Raw genomic sequence first — 16,455 nt, forward strand, 5'->3', positions numbered from 1 at the left:
GATGCGACTTCTTGCCCTGATCCTGATGACCGGCCCCGCCTTCGCCGCTGACCCGATCGAAGGGGTCTGGCGCACGCAGGCCAATGATGCCGGCGGTGCCGCGCTGGTGGAAATGGCCCCCTGCCGGGCCGGCTTCTGCGGCACCGTCATTGGTGATGTGGATGCCGCGGGCCAGCGGGTGCCTTCGGGGATGCAGGGCAGCACCATCATCCGCGAGGTGACGGGCCGCGACGGCCTTTACACCGGCGGGCGGGTGCTGAACCCCGAAACGGGGCGCAGCTATGCCGCGCGCCTGGTTCTTGATGGCGACACGCTGGATGTCGGCGGTTGCCTTGTGGGCATCTGCCGATCCGGCGGTATTTGGCGGCGGGTGGATTAGGGCCGCCAGCCAAGGAAGTTGCGGATCAGGCGCATGCCGGTGGCCTGCGACTTTTCCGGATGGAACTGGGTGCCGACCATGTTGTCGCGCCCGATGATGGCAGTGATTTCTGCGCCATAGTTCACATAGGCCAGCCGCTGCGCCGGATCGGCCACCCTGAAATGGAACGAGTGTACGAAATAGGCGTGATCCCCTGTCGCAATGCCATCCAGCACGGGGTGCGGGTGATCCACCACCAGATCATTCCAGCCCATATGCGGCACCTTCAGCGCCGGATCCGACGGTTCGATCTTCACGACTTCGCCCCCGATCCAGTCGAAGCCGCGCATGTCTTCATATTCGCGGCCCCATGTCGTCATCATCTGCATGCCCACGCAGATGCCAAGGAAGGGGCGGCCCTTGTTGGTGACCGCATCCTCGATCGCTTCGAACAGGCCACCATAGGCGCCAAGGGCGCGGCGGCATGCAGGAAACGCGCCATCGCCCGGCAGTACGATCCGGTCGGCGCGGGCCACATCCTCGGGCTTGTCGGTCACCAGAACAGTGCCGCCAACTTCGGCAGCCATCTTCTGGAAGGCTTTTTCGGCGGAATGCAGGTTGCCGCTGTCGTAATCGACCAGAACCGTCAGCATCACAGCGATCCTTTCGTGGAGGGAATCGCATCGGCGCGGCGCTGATCAGGTTCCACCGCTTCGCGCAGGGCGCGGGCAACGGCCTTGAAGGCGGCTTCGGCGATGTGGTGGCTGTTCAGCCCGTGAATCAGGTCCACATGCAGGGTGATTCCCGCATGGGTAGACAGCGCCTGAAAAAACTCCCTCACCAGTTCAGTGTCGAAGCGGCCGATGGCAGAGGTGGGAAAGGGAACGTTCCACACCAGATAGGGGCGGCCCGAAAGATCCAGGGCGCAGCGGACCAGCGCGTCATCCATCGCAAGGTGGAAACTGCCATAGCGGCGGATGCCCCGCTTGTCGCCAAGCGCTTTCGTCAGCGCCTGCCCGATGGCGATGCCGCAATCCTCGACGGTGTGGTGGTCGTCAATGTGGGTGTCGCCGTTCGCGCGCAGCGTCAGGTCGATCAGGGAATGGCGCGAAAGCTGGTCCAGCATGTGGTCGAAAAAGCCCACGCCGGTCTGCACATCATAAACGCCGGTTCCGTCCAAGTTGACGGTCAGCGTGATGTCGGTTTCGGCGGTTTTGCGGGTGATCTCGGCTTGGCGCATCGCGGTGTCCCTTGTTGTCCTGCGCCTTATAGGTGGCGCTGCAAGGTCCTGCAATGTCTGGTGATCTGGAGCGGGCGAGGCGATTCGAACGCCCGACCCTAACCTTGGCAAGGTTATGCTCTACCCCTGAGCTACGCCCGCGCTTCAGATCATCGGTCCAATTGGAGCGGGCGAGGCGATTCGAACGCCCGACCCTAACCTTGGCAAGGTTATGCTCTACCCCTGAGCTACGCCCGCACCGTTTGGACTGGCGGGGATTTAGGCCACGGCGCGAACGGACGCAAGCGGAAAATTCGCGATGCGCAGAAAAAAAAGGCGGCGCCGAAGCACCGCCTTTCGAACTGCTGGCTGGCTGCGCGGGTGCGCGGCTGGCTGGCGTTCTTATTCAGCCGCGATCTGCGAGGCGAAGTGACCGCACCAGTCATTCGCGGTCACGACCGGCCAGAAGCCGCGTGCTTCGGCCGAGGGTTGCGTGACGGGCGGGTTGAAGCGGCACAGGCCGGCATCGCGGGCAAGCGTGGTGCCGTTGGCGGCGTGATCTTCGTAAAATGCGCAGGCGGCGCAGTTGCTGTGAGTGGTCATATCCAGATCTCCTTCAAAACATTTCGTCGGAAGCATTTCCGGCCTTCCTTGGAATAGTTCTAGATCTCGACCCCCCTGTCGTCAAGAAAATAACCGTGAAAAAACATAAGGTTGAGTGATTGTGTCGGGTAATAAGCATCAAGAAAAACAGTCGGATTTCCGCCTGCCGTCATAACCAAAACGGTTGGTTTTCATGATCAGGTCGCAACCTGTCGCGATCCTTCGGAAACTTCCGGAACATTGGGGGAACTCTTTTCATCGGCGGGGAAGGGGGGTATGATCCGCTCATGACCGGACCCGATGATTTTGACGCTTTCGAAGCTGCCGTTCCGCTGAGCCGCCGGGCTATGGCGGCCCGTCCTGCCCCTTATCTGGATGATTTGAACCCCGCGCAGCGCGAGGCGGTGGAATCACTCGACGGGCCGGTCCTGATGCTGGCCGGTGCCGGCACGGGCAAGACGAAAGCGCTCACCTCGCGGATTGTGCACCTGCTGAACACGCAGCGCGCCCGCCCGAACGAGATTCTGGCCGTGACCTTCACCAACAAGGCCGCGCGTGAGATGAAAGAGCGGGTCAGCCGCATGCTTGGCGGGATGGAGGGGATGCCATGGATGGGCACCTTCCATTCGATCAGTGTGAAGATCCTGCGGCGCCATTCGGAACTGGTGGGGCTGAAATCCAACTTCACCATTCTGGACACGGACGACCAGATCCGCCTGCTGAAGCAGTTGATCGTTGCCGCCAACATCGATGAAAAACGCTGGCCCGCGCGGATGATGGCGGGAATCATCGATGGCTGGAAGAACCGCGCATGGACGCCGCGCCGCGTGCCCGCCGCCGAGGCTGGGGCCTTCAACCATCGCGGGACCGAAATTTACGAACAATACCAGGACCGCCTGAAATCCCTGAACGCAGTGGATTTCGGTGACCTGCTGCTGCACGTCCTGACGATATTCCAGGATTATCCCGATGTGCTGGCGCAGTATCAGCGCTGGCTGCCTTATATCATGGTGGACGAATATCAGGACACCAACAGCGCCCAGTATCTGTGGCTGCGGCTTCTGGCGCAGGCGCACCGGAACATCTGCTGCGTGGGCGATGATGACCAGTCCATCTATGGCTGGCGCGGGGCCGAGGTGGGCAACATCCTGCGATTCGAAAAGGACTTCCCCGGCGCGAAGGTGATCCGGCTGGAGCAGAACTACCGCTCCACGGAACATATCCTTGCGGCAGCTTCGGGCGTGATCGCCGCCAATGCCGGGCGGCTGGGAAAGACGCTTTGGACCAACGCCTCGGGCGGGGAAAAGGTGCGCCTGATCGGCCACTGGGATGGCGAGGAGGAGGCCCGCTGGATCGGCGAGGAGGTTGAGGCCCTGCAACGGGGCACGCGTGGCCGCGACCGGCTTGGTCTTGACTCCATGGCGATTCTTGTCCGCGCCTCGCACCAGATGCGCGCGTTCGAAGATCGCTTCCTGACAATCGGCCTGCCTTACCGCGTCATCGGCGGCCCCCGCTTCTATGAACGGTTGGAGATTCGCGACGCCATGGCCTATTTCCGGCTGGTCGTGTCGCCCGATGATGATCTTGCGTTCGAGAGGGTGGTGAACACGCCCAAGCGGGGCCTTGGCGACAAGGCGCAACAGTCGATCCAGCGCGCGGCCCGGGAGGCGGGCGTTTCCCTGCTGGAGGGTGCACGCGCATTGCTGGCGCAGGGCGGCATCGGCGGCAAGGGCGCAGGCCAGTTGCGCCTGTTCGTGGAGGGCGTGGATCGCTGGCACGCCACCATCCAGCGCGACCACAACCATATCGAGCTGGCCGAGACGATTCTGGACGAATCCGGCTATACCGCGATGTGGCAGAACGACAAGGCGCCCGAGGCACCCGGCCGTCTGGAAAACCTGAAGGAATTGATCAAGGCGCTGGAGCAGTTCGAGAATCTTCAGGGCTTCCTTGAACATGTTGCACTGATCATGGACAACGAGCAGGCAGAGTCCGAGCAGAAGGTATCGATCATGACCCTTCACGCGGCAAAGGGTCTCGAATTCCCCGCTGTTTTCCTGCCGGGTTGGGAAGATGGCCTGTTCCCCTCGCAGCGCGCAATGGACGAATCGGGGCTGAAGGGCCTCGAGGAAGAACGTCGGCTGGCCTATGTCGGCATCACGCGGGCCGAAGAAATCTGCACCATTTCGTTCGCGGCGAACCGGCGCGTTTACGGCCAGTGGCAATCGGCGCTGCCGTCCCGGTTCATCGACGAACTTCCGCCCGAACATGTGGAGGTTCTGACCCCGCCCGGCCTTTATGGCGGCGGGTTCGGTGCGGCAGCCACCCCGATGGACCAGCGGGTGGCAAGTGCCGACGTTTATAACTCTCCCGGGTGGAAGCGGATGCAGGACCGTGCGGCAAGCCGTCCCGTCGGCCAACCGCGTGAGGCAAAGGGAATCGTCATCGATGCGCAGGCGGTTGCCCGCTTCACGCAGGGCGATCGCGTGTTCAGCCAGAAGTTCGGCTATGGCACGGTTCAGGGCGTGGAGGGTGACAAGCTGGATGTTGCCTTCGACAAGGCTGGCGCAAAAAAGATCGTCGCCAGCTTCGTGGTGGCAGCAAATCAGGCCGACGACGTTCCGTTCTGACGGAAGCGTTCGTCGCGCCGCGCGGCCGGCTTCAAACAGCTTTGAAAAAACAAAAACGGCGGCGCCCAGGGAGGAGGAGGGGCACCGCCGTTTCTGTTACGCGCACCCAGGGAGGAGGAGGGGTGCGGTTCCGATAGAACGCCACCTTGGGAGGAGGAGTGGCAGCGTTCCGACCTGCGGCCACCGGGGAGGAGATGGCGACCGTAGAAGGTAGGCGGCACCCAGGGAGGAGGAGGGGTGCCGCCGGATCCACAGTGGCCAGGGAGGAGGAGGGCCACCGTAGGAAACTTGTGCGGCGACCTCAGGGAGGAGGAGGAGGTCGCCGCGGACACGACCGGCCCAGGGAGGAGGAGGGGCCGAACGTACTCTGTGTGGAGCATGAGGCTCCGTAAAAGGCGCGGGACATCGGGAGGAGGTGATGTCGCCGCTGTCACCGGGCCCAGGGAGGAGGGAGAGCCCGGTAAGAAAACTCAGTTGCCGTAGGCGGCCTTGTAAGCCACGGCGCGGATCGACGAGCGGTCCAGACCCAGATCGCCAAGGTCGCGGCTGGACAGTGCGTTCAGCTCTGCCACCGTTTGGCGATAGATCGCACGGCGCTGCATGCTGGCCTTCAGGGCCGAGAACACGTTGCCGAAGCGAAAGCCTTCGTTCGTGATATGCGTAACTGCTTGTGCCATCGGGACACCTCGATCAGGTTTGCGTTGCGCGTTCGGCGTTGCCGCGTCCTGCGCTGTTGAGTGCAATTTGCGTGTTTTGCTGCAAGTGCACAATCCCGACTCGTGGCAATGCCGCCATGCAGCATCCGCATGGCTTGCCCGGTCATCTGCCCGTGTCGTGCCATGGCTGCACAAACCTTGTGCCGTTTGCGAACGGGCCTTGTGCTTGGCGATGTTCTGCCCAACTTGACCCCGACATCAATAAGGAGCGCGCCATGGCCATCACCCGCGAAACCATCCTTGCCGCACTGGACCGGGTTGCGGTTCCCGGCGGCACCCTTGTTTCGCGCGACCTGATCCGGGCGCTGACGGTGGAAGGCGGCAATGTCCGGTTCGTGATCGAGGCGCCCTCGGCCGAGCAGGCCCGCATGATGGAGCCGCTGCGCGCCCACACGCAGGCGTTGCTCGAGGCGCTGCCGGGTGTGACCGGCGTGTCGGTGGTGTTGACGGCGCATGAAGGAAAGGCGCCGTCGCTGAAGCTGGGCCGCCACCCCACGCCCGACCAGGGGCCGCAGGCGGTTCCGGGCGTGGCGCGCATCATCGCGATCGGGTCGGGCAAGGGCGGGGTGGGTAAATCCACTGTCTCGTCCAATCTTGCCGTGGCGCTTGCACGGAAGGGGCGGCGGGTCGGGCTGCTGGATGCCGACATCTATGGCCCGTCGCAGCCGCGGATGATGGGCGTTTCGAAGCGTCCTGCGTCGCCTGATGGAAAGACGATCATCCCCCTTCAGGCGCATGGCGTGACCATGATGTCGATGGGCCTGATGGTGAAGGAGGAGGAAGCCATCGTCTGGCGCGGCCCCATGCTTATGGGTGCCCTGCAGCAGATGCTGGGTCAGGTTGCGTGGGGGGAGCTTGACGTTTTGCTGGTGGACCTGCCCCCGGGCACGGGTGACGTGGCGATGACGTTGTGCCAGCGCACGCAACTGGCGGGCGCGATCGTGGTGTCCACTCCGCAGGACGTGGCGCTGCTGGATGCACGCAAGGCGCTGGACATGTTCAAGCGCCTTGGCACGCCCGTCCTTGGCCTGATCGAGAATATGAGCGTCTTTATCTGCCCCAACTGCAACCATCCCTCGCACATCTTCGGCCGTGGTGGTGTTGCGGCCGAGGCTTCGAGGCTGAGTGTGCCATTCCTGGGGGAACTGCCGTTGGATCTTTCGGTCCGGCTGGCCGGCGATGCGGGCACGCCTGCCGCGGCGGGCGAAGGCGCGGTCGCTGATGCCTATGCGCGGCTGGCTGCCCAGCTCGTGGCAGATGGCGTGGCCTGACCGCAGATAGCCGGGATCATCTGGGAAAGATCGCCCCCCGCACAGGAATCGCCAGCCCGCTTGCCCCTGCGGCAAGCGGGCTTTGCCATACCTGAACGGATGTTCCCGGCCCTGCAGGCGCTGCGGCGAGATTTTGCTGGGATGCTGTGGGATCGCTGCATCACACCAGATATAGAAGAGGGAACGGTGACGTTAACTATATACGCTAAACGTTAGCCGTAAGTCGTTCCGCTAAGCCGGAAACTGGCCGTTTCCAGTTGAAAAGTTCCTGTGTGGAAGCCGATTTTTCCCTTTACGTCCCACCTAATCCCATGCCATCCCTATGGCACCAAGACGAGGGTGGAAGTTCAACAGGGGCGGCAAAAAGACCCCGACGGCACAAACCTTTCAGGTTTCATACAGGCACCGCTTTCGTCTCCATAAAAGATCCGGCGCGCGGCCGAGCAGTCATCCCCCAGGTGGGCGCGCGCAGCTGGACACCCAGCGATGGGACAGACCGGCGGATCGGGCAGTGGCAGCCGCTCGATCCGCCGTTTTCCGTTCCGGGGATCCCCCTCGGAAACAGAGGCAGGATACGGGCGTGGCTGAGGCGTTCAGAGGCGAGTTCAACCAAAAGGTTGACGCGAAGGCGCGGGTCCTGATCCCTGTTGCCTTTCGTCGTGTGCTTCATGACGGCGATCCGCTGGCCCGCGAAACAAACCGCCCGCGCATCGTGATGGTTTATGGCGATCCGCGTCGCGAATTTGTCGAATGCTATTCGATCGAGGAGATGGCGGACCTTGAAGGCAAGATCCTGCAGCTTCCCGCAGGTTCGCCCCAGCGCCGGATCCTCGAACGCAACTACATCACCCTGTCGGTCACGGTGGAGGTGGACGAGGACGGTCGCATCGTCCTGCCGCCCAAGGTCCGCGACAAGCTGGGCCTGACCGCCGACAACATCAAAGCCACGGTCGAAGCCATCTTCGCCGGTACGCTCAACACCTTCCAGATCTGGACACGCGACGCCTTCGATGCCGAGCTTGCCCGTCGCGAGGAGGAGGAGCTGGCACTTCTGGAGGGCGGCGCGGACATGCTGACCCTTTTGCAGGGATAAGTCATGGACGCTCCGCATATTCCCGTTCTGCTGACGCCGCTTCTGGCGGCTGTTGCACCGGTTTCCGGCCTTTGGCTGGATGGCACCTTCGGCGCGGGCGGCTATACCCGCGGCCTGCTGGATGCGGGGGCAGATCATGTCGTCGGCATCGACCGCGACCCGCTGGCGCTGGAAATGGCGGCAAAGGCCGATTGGGGTGGCAAGGTCACGCTGGTGGCCGGCACCTTTTCGGATCTGGACGCGCATGGCCCGCTGGACGGGGTGGTGCTGGATCTGGGCGTTTCGTCCATGCAGCTTGATCTGGCCGAACGCGGCTTTTCCTTCATGAAGGACGGCCCGCTTGACATGCGGATGAGCCAGGACGGCCCCTCCGCCGCCGATCTGGTCAACACCGCCCCCGAGGCGACGCTGGCCGACATCATCTATCATTACGGCGAGGAGCGGGCTTCGCGCCGCATCGCCTCGGCCATCGTGCGGGCGCGGACGGCAGGACCGATCACCACCACGCTGCAACTGGCCGAGATCGTGGCAAAGTGTCTGCCGCGCCCCAAGCCCGGCCAAAGCCATCCCGCGACCCGCAGCTTTCAGGCCCTGCGCATCGCGGTAAACACCGAATTCGAACAGCTTGTCGCGGGGTTGGAAGCGGCGGAGCGTGCGCTGAAGCCCGGTGGCAAGCTGGCGGTAGTCACCTTCCATTCGCTTGAGGATCGCGTGGTGAAGCGCTTTTTCCAGAACCGCGCGGGGCAGGGGGGGCAGGGCAACCGTTATGCCCCGGCCGCGCATGTCGAGGCGCCCCGCTTCAAGCTGCTGACGCGCCGCGCCGTCGGCCCCGACGATGCCGAGCTTGCGGTGAACCCGCGGTCCCGTTCCGCCAAGCTGCGCGCGGGAGAGCGGACGGACGCCCTCGCCGGGCGCACCGATCCGGCGGATCTGGGCGTGCCGATGCTGCCGAAGAAGGGGGGGCGCTGATGCGTCCGGTGCTTTACGTTGCCAGTTTCCTGGGCGTGATGCTTCTGGCCTTCTGGGCCTACCGCGAGAATTATACGACGCAGACGATGCTGAAGGATGTATCGGCCCTGAACCGGGAAATCGCGCAGATGCGGTCCACCCTTGCCATGCAGCGCGCCGAATGGGCCTATCTGAACCGGCCCGAACGCCTGCAGCAGCTGGTGAACGCCAACTTCGACCGGTTGCAGCTTCTTCCCATGACCGCCGACCAGTTCGGCAGTCCCGAACAGGTCACCTATCCGCCCGAGCCGCTTTTCGGGCTGACCATTGATCCCAACGCTGCGCAGGATGAGCTGATCCCATGATCCGTGTACCCCTCCGCCCTCTGGCCCGTATCCTGACCGCCCGGCAGGCTGGCGATAATCCCGACATGATCGAGCGGGAGAACCGCCGCCTGCGCCACGAGGAGATGCGCGATCGCGGCCGAATGCGGGCGGAAGGGCGGCTGCTGTTCATGGGCATCGCCTTCTTCAGGCTCTTCACGATCATCGGCGTGCGGCTGGGGATTCTCGCCTCTACCGAGCCGGCGGAGCCGCGCCTTGCCCTGCCGGGGTCCGAGATTTCGGCCAATCGTGCCGACATCACCGATCGCGAGGGGCGGGTGTTGGCGACGAACCTGCAGACCTATGCGCTTTATGCCCATCCGCAGGACATGATCGATCCGCACCACGTTGCGACCGAACTGGCCGAGCTGTTCCCCGAGTTGGACGCCGCGGCGCTGGAACGCCGGTTCACCGACGGGCGCAAGTTCATGTGGATCCGCAAGAAGCTCTCGCCCGAACAGATGCAGGCGGTGCACGATATCGGCGATCCGGGGCTGCTGTTCGGTCCCCGCCAGATGCGGCTTTACCCGAACGGGCACCTTGCCTCGCATATCCTTGGAGGTGCGACATTCGGGGCCGAGGGCGTCGCTTCGGCCGAGGTGATCGGCATGGCCGGGATCGAGAAGTTCGAGGATGACCGCCTGCGCGATCCCGCTCGTCCCGAGCCGCTGGCCCTGTCCATCGACATGACGCTGCAACAGGCCGTGACGGATGTTCTGGGCGCCGGCATGAAGATGATGAATGCCAAGGGCGCGGCGGCCGTCCTGATGGATGTGCACACGGGCGAGGTTCTCAGCCTCGTTTCGCTTCCCGATTTCGATCCCAACAACCGCCCCGCGCCGATCCTGACCGGCGATCCGGGCGACAGCCCGCTGTTCAACCGCGCGGTTCAGGGGGTTTACGAGCTTGGATCGACGTTCAAGATCTTCACGGCGGCCAATGCCATCCAGCTGGGCCTCGTGACGCCCGACACCATCATCGACGGCACCGCGCCGCTGATCTGGGGCAAGTACCGGATCAACGAGTTCCAGGGCCACAATTACGGCATCCAGACCGTGTCCGAGGTGATCGAGCGTTCCTCCAACGTCGGTACGGCCCGCATCGCGCTTGAGATCGGGGGGGAGCGTCAGAAGGCCTTCATGCGCTCGCTCGGCCTGTTCGACCCTTCACCGGTGGAATTGGTGGAAGCGCCGGGCGCCCGCCCGATCGTGCCGCCGCGCTGGCCCGATATCGTGACGATCACGACCTCCTATGGTCACGGCATCGCCGCAAGCCCGATGAACCTTGCCGCGGCCTATGCGGCCATCGCGAACGGCGGAACGCGCGTGTCGCCCACGCTGCTGCGCCGCGAGGGGCCGGTGCAGGGCGAACGGGTGATGTCCGAAGGAACGGCGCGCGATGCGGTGAACATGCTGCGCAGGGTGGTGACCAACGGGTCGGCCAGCTTTGCGCGCATCCCCGGATATCCCGTGGGCGGCAAGACGGGCACCGCCGACAAGCCGAACCCGCAGGGCGGCTATTACAAGGATCGGGTCGTGACCAGCTTCGCGTCGCTCTTCCCGACGAACGATCCGAAATACGTGCTGGTGGTGACGCTGGACGAGCCATCGGACAATACGCTGTCCAAGCCCCGCCGCGCCGCCGGCTGGACCGCCGTTCCCGTTGCGGCGGAAGTTATCCGCCGGGTGGTCCCGCTGATGGGGCTGCGCCCGGTTGAAGCGGAAGACGTTTCGGGCGATCAGCTTGCCGCAGACATCGAATGACGGGGGTGGAATGTCACGCCGCACCAAATCGCTGGCCGATCTCGGCCTGACGGCCCGCGCGGGGCGCGAGGCACGGATCACCGGCCTTGCCGTTGACAGTCGCGACGTCCGGGACGGGTTCCTGTTCGCAGCCATGCCCGGCACCCGCAGCCACGGCGCGGATTTCGCCCCCAGGGCGCTGGAACAGGGGGCGGCAGCCATTCTGACCGATGCCGAGGGTGCGGCACGCCTGCCTGCCACGGATGCCGCGGTGATCGTCGCCGAAGATCCGCGCCAGTCCCTTGCCGGTGCCGCCGCGCTGTGGTTCGGCAGCCAGCCTTCGACGATGGTCGCGGTGACGGGAACGAACGGCAAGACCTCGGTCACGAACTTTGCCCGGCAGATCTGGATGCTGCTCGGCCGCGCCGCGATCAACATCGGCACCACCGGGGTGGAGGGCGCGTGGACCGCGCCGTCGCCCCACACCACGCCCGAACCCATCACCCTGCACCGCCTGCTGGCAGAGGCGGCCTCTGCCGGCGTGACCCATGCCGCGATGGAGGCATCGTCCCACGGGCTTGATCAGCGACGGCTGGACGGGGTGCATCTGAAGGCGGCGGGCTTCACGAACTTCACGCAGGACCATCTGGATTATCACCAGACCTTTGATGCCTATTTCGCGGCAAAGGCTGGGCTCTTTACCCGCCTGCTGCCGCCCGAGGGTGTTGCCGTCGTGAACATTGACGATCCTCGCGGCAAGGATATGGCCCGTCTGGCAGCCGAACGCGGCATCGCGACGATGTGCGTCGGTGCATCCGACCGTGCGGACCTGCGCATTCTTGCCCAGCGCTTCGACGCCACCGGTCAGGACCTGCGGCTTGATTGGAAAGGCGCGGCGCATCAGGTGCGGCTGAACCTGATCGGCGGCTTTCAGGCGCAGAACGTGACACTTGCGGCAGGTCTCGTCATCGCCGCCGGTGCCCCCGCGCGTGAGGTGTTCGAGATTCTGCCGGATCTGGCCGGCGTACGCGGGCGGATGCAACTTGCGGCCACCCGCCGCAACGGTGCCGCCGTTTACGTCGACTATGCCCATACGCCCGACGCCATCGCCACGGCGCTGAAGGCGCTGCGCCCGCACGTGATGGGCCGCATCGTGGTGGTGTTCGGCGCGGGCGGGGACCGTGACCGTGGCAAGCGCCCGCTGATGGGCGCCGCCGCTGCCGAACATGCCGACATCCTGTTCATCACGGACGACAACCCGCGCAGCGAGGATCCCGCCTCCATCCGCGCGCAAATCCTTGCCGCCTGTCCCGACGCGACCGAGGTCGGCGACCGCGCCGAGGCGATCCTTCGGGGCGTGGATGCGCTGGGGGCGGGCGATGCGCTGCTGATCGCCGGCAAGGGGCATGAATCCGGCCAGGTCGTCGGAACCGACATCTTCCCCTTTGACGATGCCGAACAGGCCTCGGTTGCGGTTGCCGCGCTGGACGGGCTGATATGATTCCGAATTTTCCCACAAGGGGGCGGGGCGTAATGTCCCCGCTGCAAAAGCTATGACCGATACACCGCTCTGGACCTCGGACGAGGCCGCTGCCGCTACGGGCGGACGCACCGGAACATGGACCGCGACAGGCGTGTCCATCGACACCCGCACACTGAAGCCGGGCGATCTTTTTGTTGCGCTGACGGATGTGCGCGACGGTCATGATTTCGTGGCCGAGGCGCTTCGCAAGGGCGCGGCTGCCGCGCTTGTCTCGCGCGTGCCCGAGGGGGTGGAGGAAGCCTCGCTTCTGGTGGTGCCGGATGTACTGGCCGCATTGCGCGATCTGGGCACCGCTGCGCGGGCGCGGACGGCGGCCCGGGTGATCGGCGTCACGGGATCGGTCGGAAAGACATCCACGAAAGAGATGTTGCGCACCGCCCTGCGGGGGCAGGGGCGTGTCCATGCCGCCGAAGCCAGCTATAACAACCACTGGGGCGTGCCGCTGACGCTGGCGCGCATGCCCGCGGCGACCGATTTCGCCGTGATCGAGATCGGGATGAACCACCCCGGCGAAATCGCGCCGCTTGCCCGCCTTGCAGATCTGGACGTTGCCCTGATCACCACTGTTGCGCCGGCCCATCTGGCCGCCTTCGACAGCATCGAAGGCATTGCGCGGGAAAAGGCTGCGATCTTTGAAGGGTTGCGCGCGGGCGGTGTTGCGGTCGTTCCGGCGGATCTTCCCGTGACACCGCTGCTGATGCAGGCTGCCTCTGCGGTTGATGTGCGCAGCTTCGGCATGACGGGCGATTACCGGCTGTCCGATGTGCAGGTGGGCGAACATGGCATCGTGGCCCAAGCCGTGCATGGCGGAAACGAGATCCTGTTCAAGGTTGCGACGGCTGGCCGGCACTTTGCGATGAACGCGCTTGCGGTGCTTGCGGTGGCGGATGTTCTTGGCCTTGATCCGGCGCTGACCGTGGCCGATCTGGGCCGCTGGCAGCCCCCGAAGGGGCGCGGCACACGCGAACGTATCCTTCTGGACCAGATCGAGGATCTGTCCTTCGATCTGGTGGATGACGCGTTCAACGCCAACCCCGCCTCGGTTGCGGCGGGACTGGAGCTTGTTGCTTCCATGCGGCCGCAGGATGGCGCGGGCCGCATCGGGCGCGGACGCCGCATCGCCATTCTGGGCGACATGCTGGAACTGGGGGCGCAGGAACAGGCGCTGCATGCGGCGATTGCGGAAGATCCCTCCCTTTCGGCCTTTGCCGTTGTCCATTGCGTCGGCCCGCGGATGCGGGCGCTGCATGATGCGCTGCCGCCGTCCCGCCGCGGCGAATGGACCGAAACCGCCGAGGAGCTTGCCGCCCGCGCCCGCATCATGGTCGATGCCGGCGATATCGTGCTGGTCAAGGGGTCCAAGGGGATCCGTGTCAGCCTCGTGGTTGACGCGCTGCGCAAACTGGGGCAGGCCGAGGCCTCCCTCGAACAGGATAAAGACTGATGCTTTCCCTTCTGACGCAATTTTCGGACGGCGGCGACGTCTTCAACCTGTTCCGCTATATCACCTTCCGGGCGGGCGGGGCCTTCTTCACGGCGCTGCTGTTCGGCTTCATCTTCGGGCGCCCGCTGATCAACTTCCTGCGGATGAAGCAGAAGAAGGGCCAGCCGATCCGGTCCGACGGGCCGACGACGCCCTTCTCCAAGGCCGGCACCCCCACGATGGGGGGGTTGCTGATCCTGACCTCGGTTGTGGTGTCCACGCTTTTGTGGGCGCAGTTGTCCAACCCTTATGTCTGGATCGTGCTGTTGGTGACGCTGGCCTTTGGCTTGATCGGTTTTGCGGATGATTACGCCAAGGTGACCAAGCACAACACCGCGGGCGTATCGGGCAAGGTACGCATGGGGCTGGGCCTTCTGACGGCGCTTCTTGCCAGCTTTGCCGCCGCCAGCTTCCATCCGGCACCGCTGACGGGCCAGCTGGCGCTGCCCTTTGTCAGCACCATGATCGACCTTGGCATCTTCTTCGTGCCCTTTGGCGTGCTGGTGATCGTGGGGTCGGCCAATGCCGTGAACCTGACGGACGGGCTGGACGGGCTGGCCATCATGCCGGTGATGATCGCCTCGGGCACGCTGGGGGCCATCGCCTATGCCGTGGGCCGGGTGGACTTCACCGAATATCTTGGCATCCACTATGTTCCGGGAACGGGGGAGCTGCTGATCTTCGTTGCCGCGCTGATCGGCGGCGGGCTGGGGTTCCTTTGGTACAATGCGCCCCCTGCGGCCGTGTTCATGGGCGACACGGGCAGCCTTGCCCTTGGTGGCGCACTGGGCGCCATCGCCGTCTGCATCAAGCACGAAATCGTCTGGGCCATCGTGGGCGGCCTGTTCGTGGTGGAGGCATTGAGCGTCATCATCCAGGTGCTTTACTTCAAGCGGACGGGAAAGCGGGTGTTCCTGATGGCCCCGATCCACCACCATTTCGAAAAAAAGGGCTGGGCAGAACCGCAGATCGTTATCCGGTTCTGGATCATCTCGCTTATTCTTGCCCTGATCGGGCTGGCAACGCTGAAGGTGCGGTAGGATGATTCCGGTTCAGGGATATGCGGGGCGTAAGGTTGCGGTGCTGGGGCTGGGACGGTCGGGCCTTGCAACGGCGCGGGCCCTTGCCGCCGGCGGGGCGGAGCCTGTGGTCTGGGATGACAGTGCCGAAGCCCGCGCCGTGGCCGAGGCGGAGGGCTTCATCCCCACCGACCTGACACGGCAAAGCGCGTTCGACGAGATCGCGCTTCTGGTCGTCAGCCCCGGCATCCCGCATCTTTATCCCGTGCCGAACAAGGTCATCGCGCGTGCGCTGGAACTGGGCGTGCCGGTCGATAACGACATCGGGTTGTTCTTCCGGTCCTTCGCCACGAAGGACTGGAACGGGTTCGACCAGATGCCCAAGGTCATCTGCGTCACAGGATCGAACGGCAAATCCACCACCACCGCGCTGATCCACCACATCATCAAGGAAGCCGGCCGCCCCGTTCAGATGGCCGGCAATATCGGCCGCGGTGTGCTGGATCTGGATCCGGCCGAGGATGGAACCGTCGTGGTGCTGGAGCTTTCGAGCTATCAAACAGAACTTGCGCGGGCGCTGACGCCGGATGCGGCAGTGTTCACCAACCTTTCGCCCGACCATCTTGACCGGCATGGCGGGATGGGCGGCTATTTCGCGGCCAAGCGGCGGCTGTTCACCCAAGGTGGCCCCGATCGCTGCGTCATCGGCGTCGATGAGGTGGAAGGCAGGTTCCTTGCCAACCAGATGTCCGTCGCCCCCGAGGATGACCGCGTGATCCGCATCTCCTCCGGCACGAAGCTGGAAGGGTTCGGATGGTCCGTTTTCGCGCGCAAGGGGTTTCTGTCGGAATGGCGCAAGGGGCGTCAGGTCGCCTCGATCGACCTGCGCACCATTGCGGGCCTGCCGGGGGCGCATAACCACCAGAACGCCTGTGCCGCCTATGCCGCGGCAAGAACGCTGGGCCTTGGTCCCCGCCAGATCGAAGGGGCGCTTGCCTCTTTCGCGGGGCTCCCCCACCGCAGCCAGCTGGTCGGGGAGGCGGACGGCGTCCGCTTCGTGAACGATTCAAAGGCCACAAACGTCGACAGTGCGGCCAAGGCGCTTCAGGCCTTCGGGCGCATCCGTTGGATCGCGGGCGGAATGGGCAAGGATGGCGGCATCGCCGCGCTTGCCCCGTATCTGGGCTCGGTGGTCAAAGCCTATCTGATCGGCCATTCGGCCCGTGATTTCGCGTTGCAGATGGGCGATACCCCGCACGAGGTTTGCGAGACGATGGACCGCGCCGTTGCCCGCGCCACCGACGAGGCAGAGTCGGGCGATGTCGTTCTTCTGGCCCCCGCTGCCGCCAGCTTCGACCAGTATCCCGATTTCGAGAAACGAGGTGAGCATTTCGCCGCCCTGGTGGCCAACCGGCTGGCCGGATAGGAAAAGAAGGCGCTGGTCAGA

The 16,455-nt window shown here is 64.6% G+C and carries 15 protein-coding genes and 2 tRNA genes; 11 read left to right on the top strand and 6 right to left on the bottom strand.

Features of this window, described 5'->3' with window-relative positions; genetic code table 11:
• Position 1 precedes the first annotated feature (1 nt).
• Positions 2-379: a DUF2147 domain-containing protein gene (locus JX25_RS02585; RefSeq protein WP_128253551.1), complete on the top strand. Its 378-nt coding sequence runs from the start codon at positions 2-4 to the stop codon at positions 377-379.
• Here the strand turns inward: JX25_RS02585 and hisH are convergent.
• From hisH to JX25_RS02610, 5 genes are all read right to left on the bottom strand, one after another.
• Positions 376-1,011, bottom strand: a complete 636-nt coding sequence (gene hisH, locus JX25_RS02590; RefSeq protein WP_128253552.1) for an imidazole glycerol phosphate synthase subunit HisH — start codon at positions 1,009-1,011, stop codon at positions 376-378. The two genes, JX25_RS02585 and hisH, sit on opposite strands and share 4 nt — an antisense overlap.
• A complete protein-coding gene (hisB, locus tag JX25_RS02595; protein WP_128253553.1) occupies positions 1,011-1,598 on the bottom strand; it encodes an imidazoleglycerol-phosphate dehydratase HisB in 588 nt (195 codons plus the stop codon). The genes hisH and hisB overlap by 1 nt, the downstream gene beginning before the upstream one ends.
• 66 nt (positions 1,599-1,664) lie before the next feature.
• Positions 1,665-1,739 (bottom strand) — tRNA-Gly (locus JX25_RS02600).
• 21 nt (positions 1,740-1,760) lie between these two features.
• Positions 1,761-1,835: transfer RNA gene (locus JX25_RS02605), tRNA-Gly, on the bottom strand.
• Between the two features lie 144 nt (positions 1,836-1,979).
• Positions 1,980-2,180 (bottom strand): hypothetical protein, encoded by a 201-nt coding sequence (locus JX25_RS02610; protein ID WP_128253554.1) that lies wholly within the window; start codon positions 2,178-2,180, stop codon positions 1,980-1,982.
• Positions 2,181-2,467: 287 nt separating this feature from the next.
• On the opposite strand from JX25_RS02610, the gene JX25_RS02615 reads away from it, so the two are divergent.
• Positions 2,468-4,810, top strand: coding sequence for an ATP-dependent helicase (locus JX25_RS02615; protein WP_128253555.1), 2,343 nt, complete (start codon positions 2,468-2,470; stop codon positions 4,808-4,810).
• Positions 4,811-5,280: 470 nt separating this feature from the next.
• Here the strand turns inward: JX25_RS02615 and JX25_RS02620 are convergent, their stop codons facing one another.
• The gene (locus JX25_RS02620) at positions 5,281-5,487 is read right to left on the bottom strand and encodes a DUF1127 domain-containing protein (protein WP_128253556.1); all 207 of its coding nucleotides are present in this window, start codon (positions 5,485-5,487) and stop codon (positions 5,281-5,283) included.
• Positions 5,488-5,741: 254 nt separating this feature from the next.
• On the opposite strand from JX25_RS02620, the gene JX25_RS02625 reads away from it, so the two are divergent.
• The 9 genes from JX25_RS02625 to murD all read left to right on the top strand — a co-directional run bounded on the left by JX25_RS02625 (position 5,742) and on the right by murD (position 16,434).
• The gene (locus JX25_RS02625) at positions 5,742-6,797 is read left to right on the top strand and encodes an Mrp/NBP35 family ATP-binding protein (protein WP_128253557.1); all 1,056 of its coding nucleotides are present in this window, start codon (positions 5,742-5,744) and stop codon (positions 6,795-6,797) included.
• Between the two features lie 580 nt (positions 6,798-7,377).
• On the top strand, positions 7,378-7,890 hold the full coding sequence (gene mraZ, locus JX25_RS02630) for a division/cell wall cluster transcriptional repressor MraZ (protein ID WP_128253558.1): 513 nt from the start codon (positions 7,378-7,380) through the stop codon (positions 7,888-7,890).
• Between the two features lie 3 nt (positions 7,891-7,893).
• Positions 7,894-8,859, top strand: coding sequence for a 16S rRNA (cytosine(1402)-N(4))-methyltransferase RsmH (rsmH, locus tag JX25_RS02635; RefSeq protein ID WP_128253559.1), 966 nt, complete (start codon positions 7,894-7,896; stop codon positions 8,857-8,859).
• Positions 8,859-9,203: a cell division protein FtsL gene (gene ftsL, locus JX25_RS02640; RefSeq protein WP_128253560.1), complete on the top strand. Its 345-nt coding sequence runs from the start codon at positions 8,859-8,861 to the stop codon at positions 9,201-9,203. Before rsmH ends, ftsL begins: the two co-directional genes overlap by 1 nt.
• Positions 9,200-10,984 carry a peptidoglycan D,D-transpeptidase FtsI family protein gene (locus tag JX25_RS02645; RefSeq protein ID WP_128253561.1) on the top strand — a complete coding sequence of 595 codons (1,785 nt, stop codon included), beginning with the start codon at positions 9,200-9,202 and terminating at the stop codon, positions 10,982-10,984. The genes ftsL and JX25_RS02645 overlap by 4 nt, the downstream gene beginning before the upstream one ends.
• A gap of 10 nt (positions 10,985-10,994) precedes the next feature.
• Positions 10,995-12,464, top strand: coding sequence for a UDP-N-acetylmuramoyl-L-alanyl-D-glutamate--2,6-diaminopimelate ligase (locus tag JX25_RS02650; protein WP_128253562.1), 1,470 nt, complete (start codon positions 10,995-10,997; stop codon positions 12,462-12,464).
• Between the two features lie 52 nt (positions 12,465-12,516).
• Positions 12,517-13,950 carry a UDP-N-acetylmuramoyl-tripeptide--D-alanyl-D-alanine ligase gene (locus JX25_RS02655; protein WP_128253563.1) on the top strand — a complete coding sequence of 478 codons (1,434 nt, stop codon included), beginning with the start codon at positions 12,517-12,519 and terminating at the stop codon, positions 13,948-13,950.
• Positions 13,950-15,029, top strand: a complete 1,080-nt coding sequence (gene mraY, locus JX25_RS02660) for a phospho-N-acetylmuramoyl-pentapeptide-transferase (RefSeq protein WP_128253564.1) — start codon at positions 13,950-13,952, stop codon at positions 15,027-15,029. Before JX25_RS02655 ends, mraY begins: the two co-directional genes overlap by 1 nt.
• A gap of 1 nt (position 15,030) precedes the next feature.
• The gene (gene murD / locus JX25_RS02665; RefSeq protein WP_128253565.1) at positions 15,031-16,434 is read left to right on the top strand and encodes a UDP-N-acetylmuramoyl-L-alanine--D-glutamate ligase; all 1,404 of its coding nucleotides are present in this window, start codon (positions 15,031-15,033) and stop codon (positions 16,432-16,434) included.
• Positions 16,435-16,455 lie beyond the last annotated feature (21 nt).

The sequence above is a fragment of the Falsirhodobacter deserti genome (genome assembly GCF_004015795.1).
GTDB lineage: Bacteria > Pseudomonadota > Alphaproteobacteria > Rhodobacterales > Rhodobacteraceae > Falsirhodobacter > Falsirhodobacter deserti.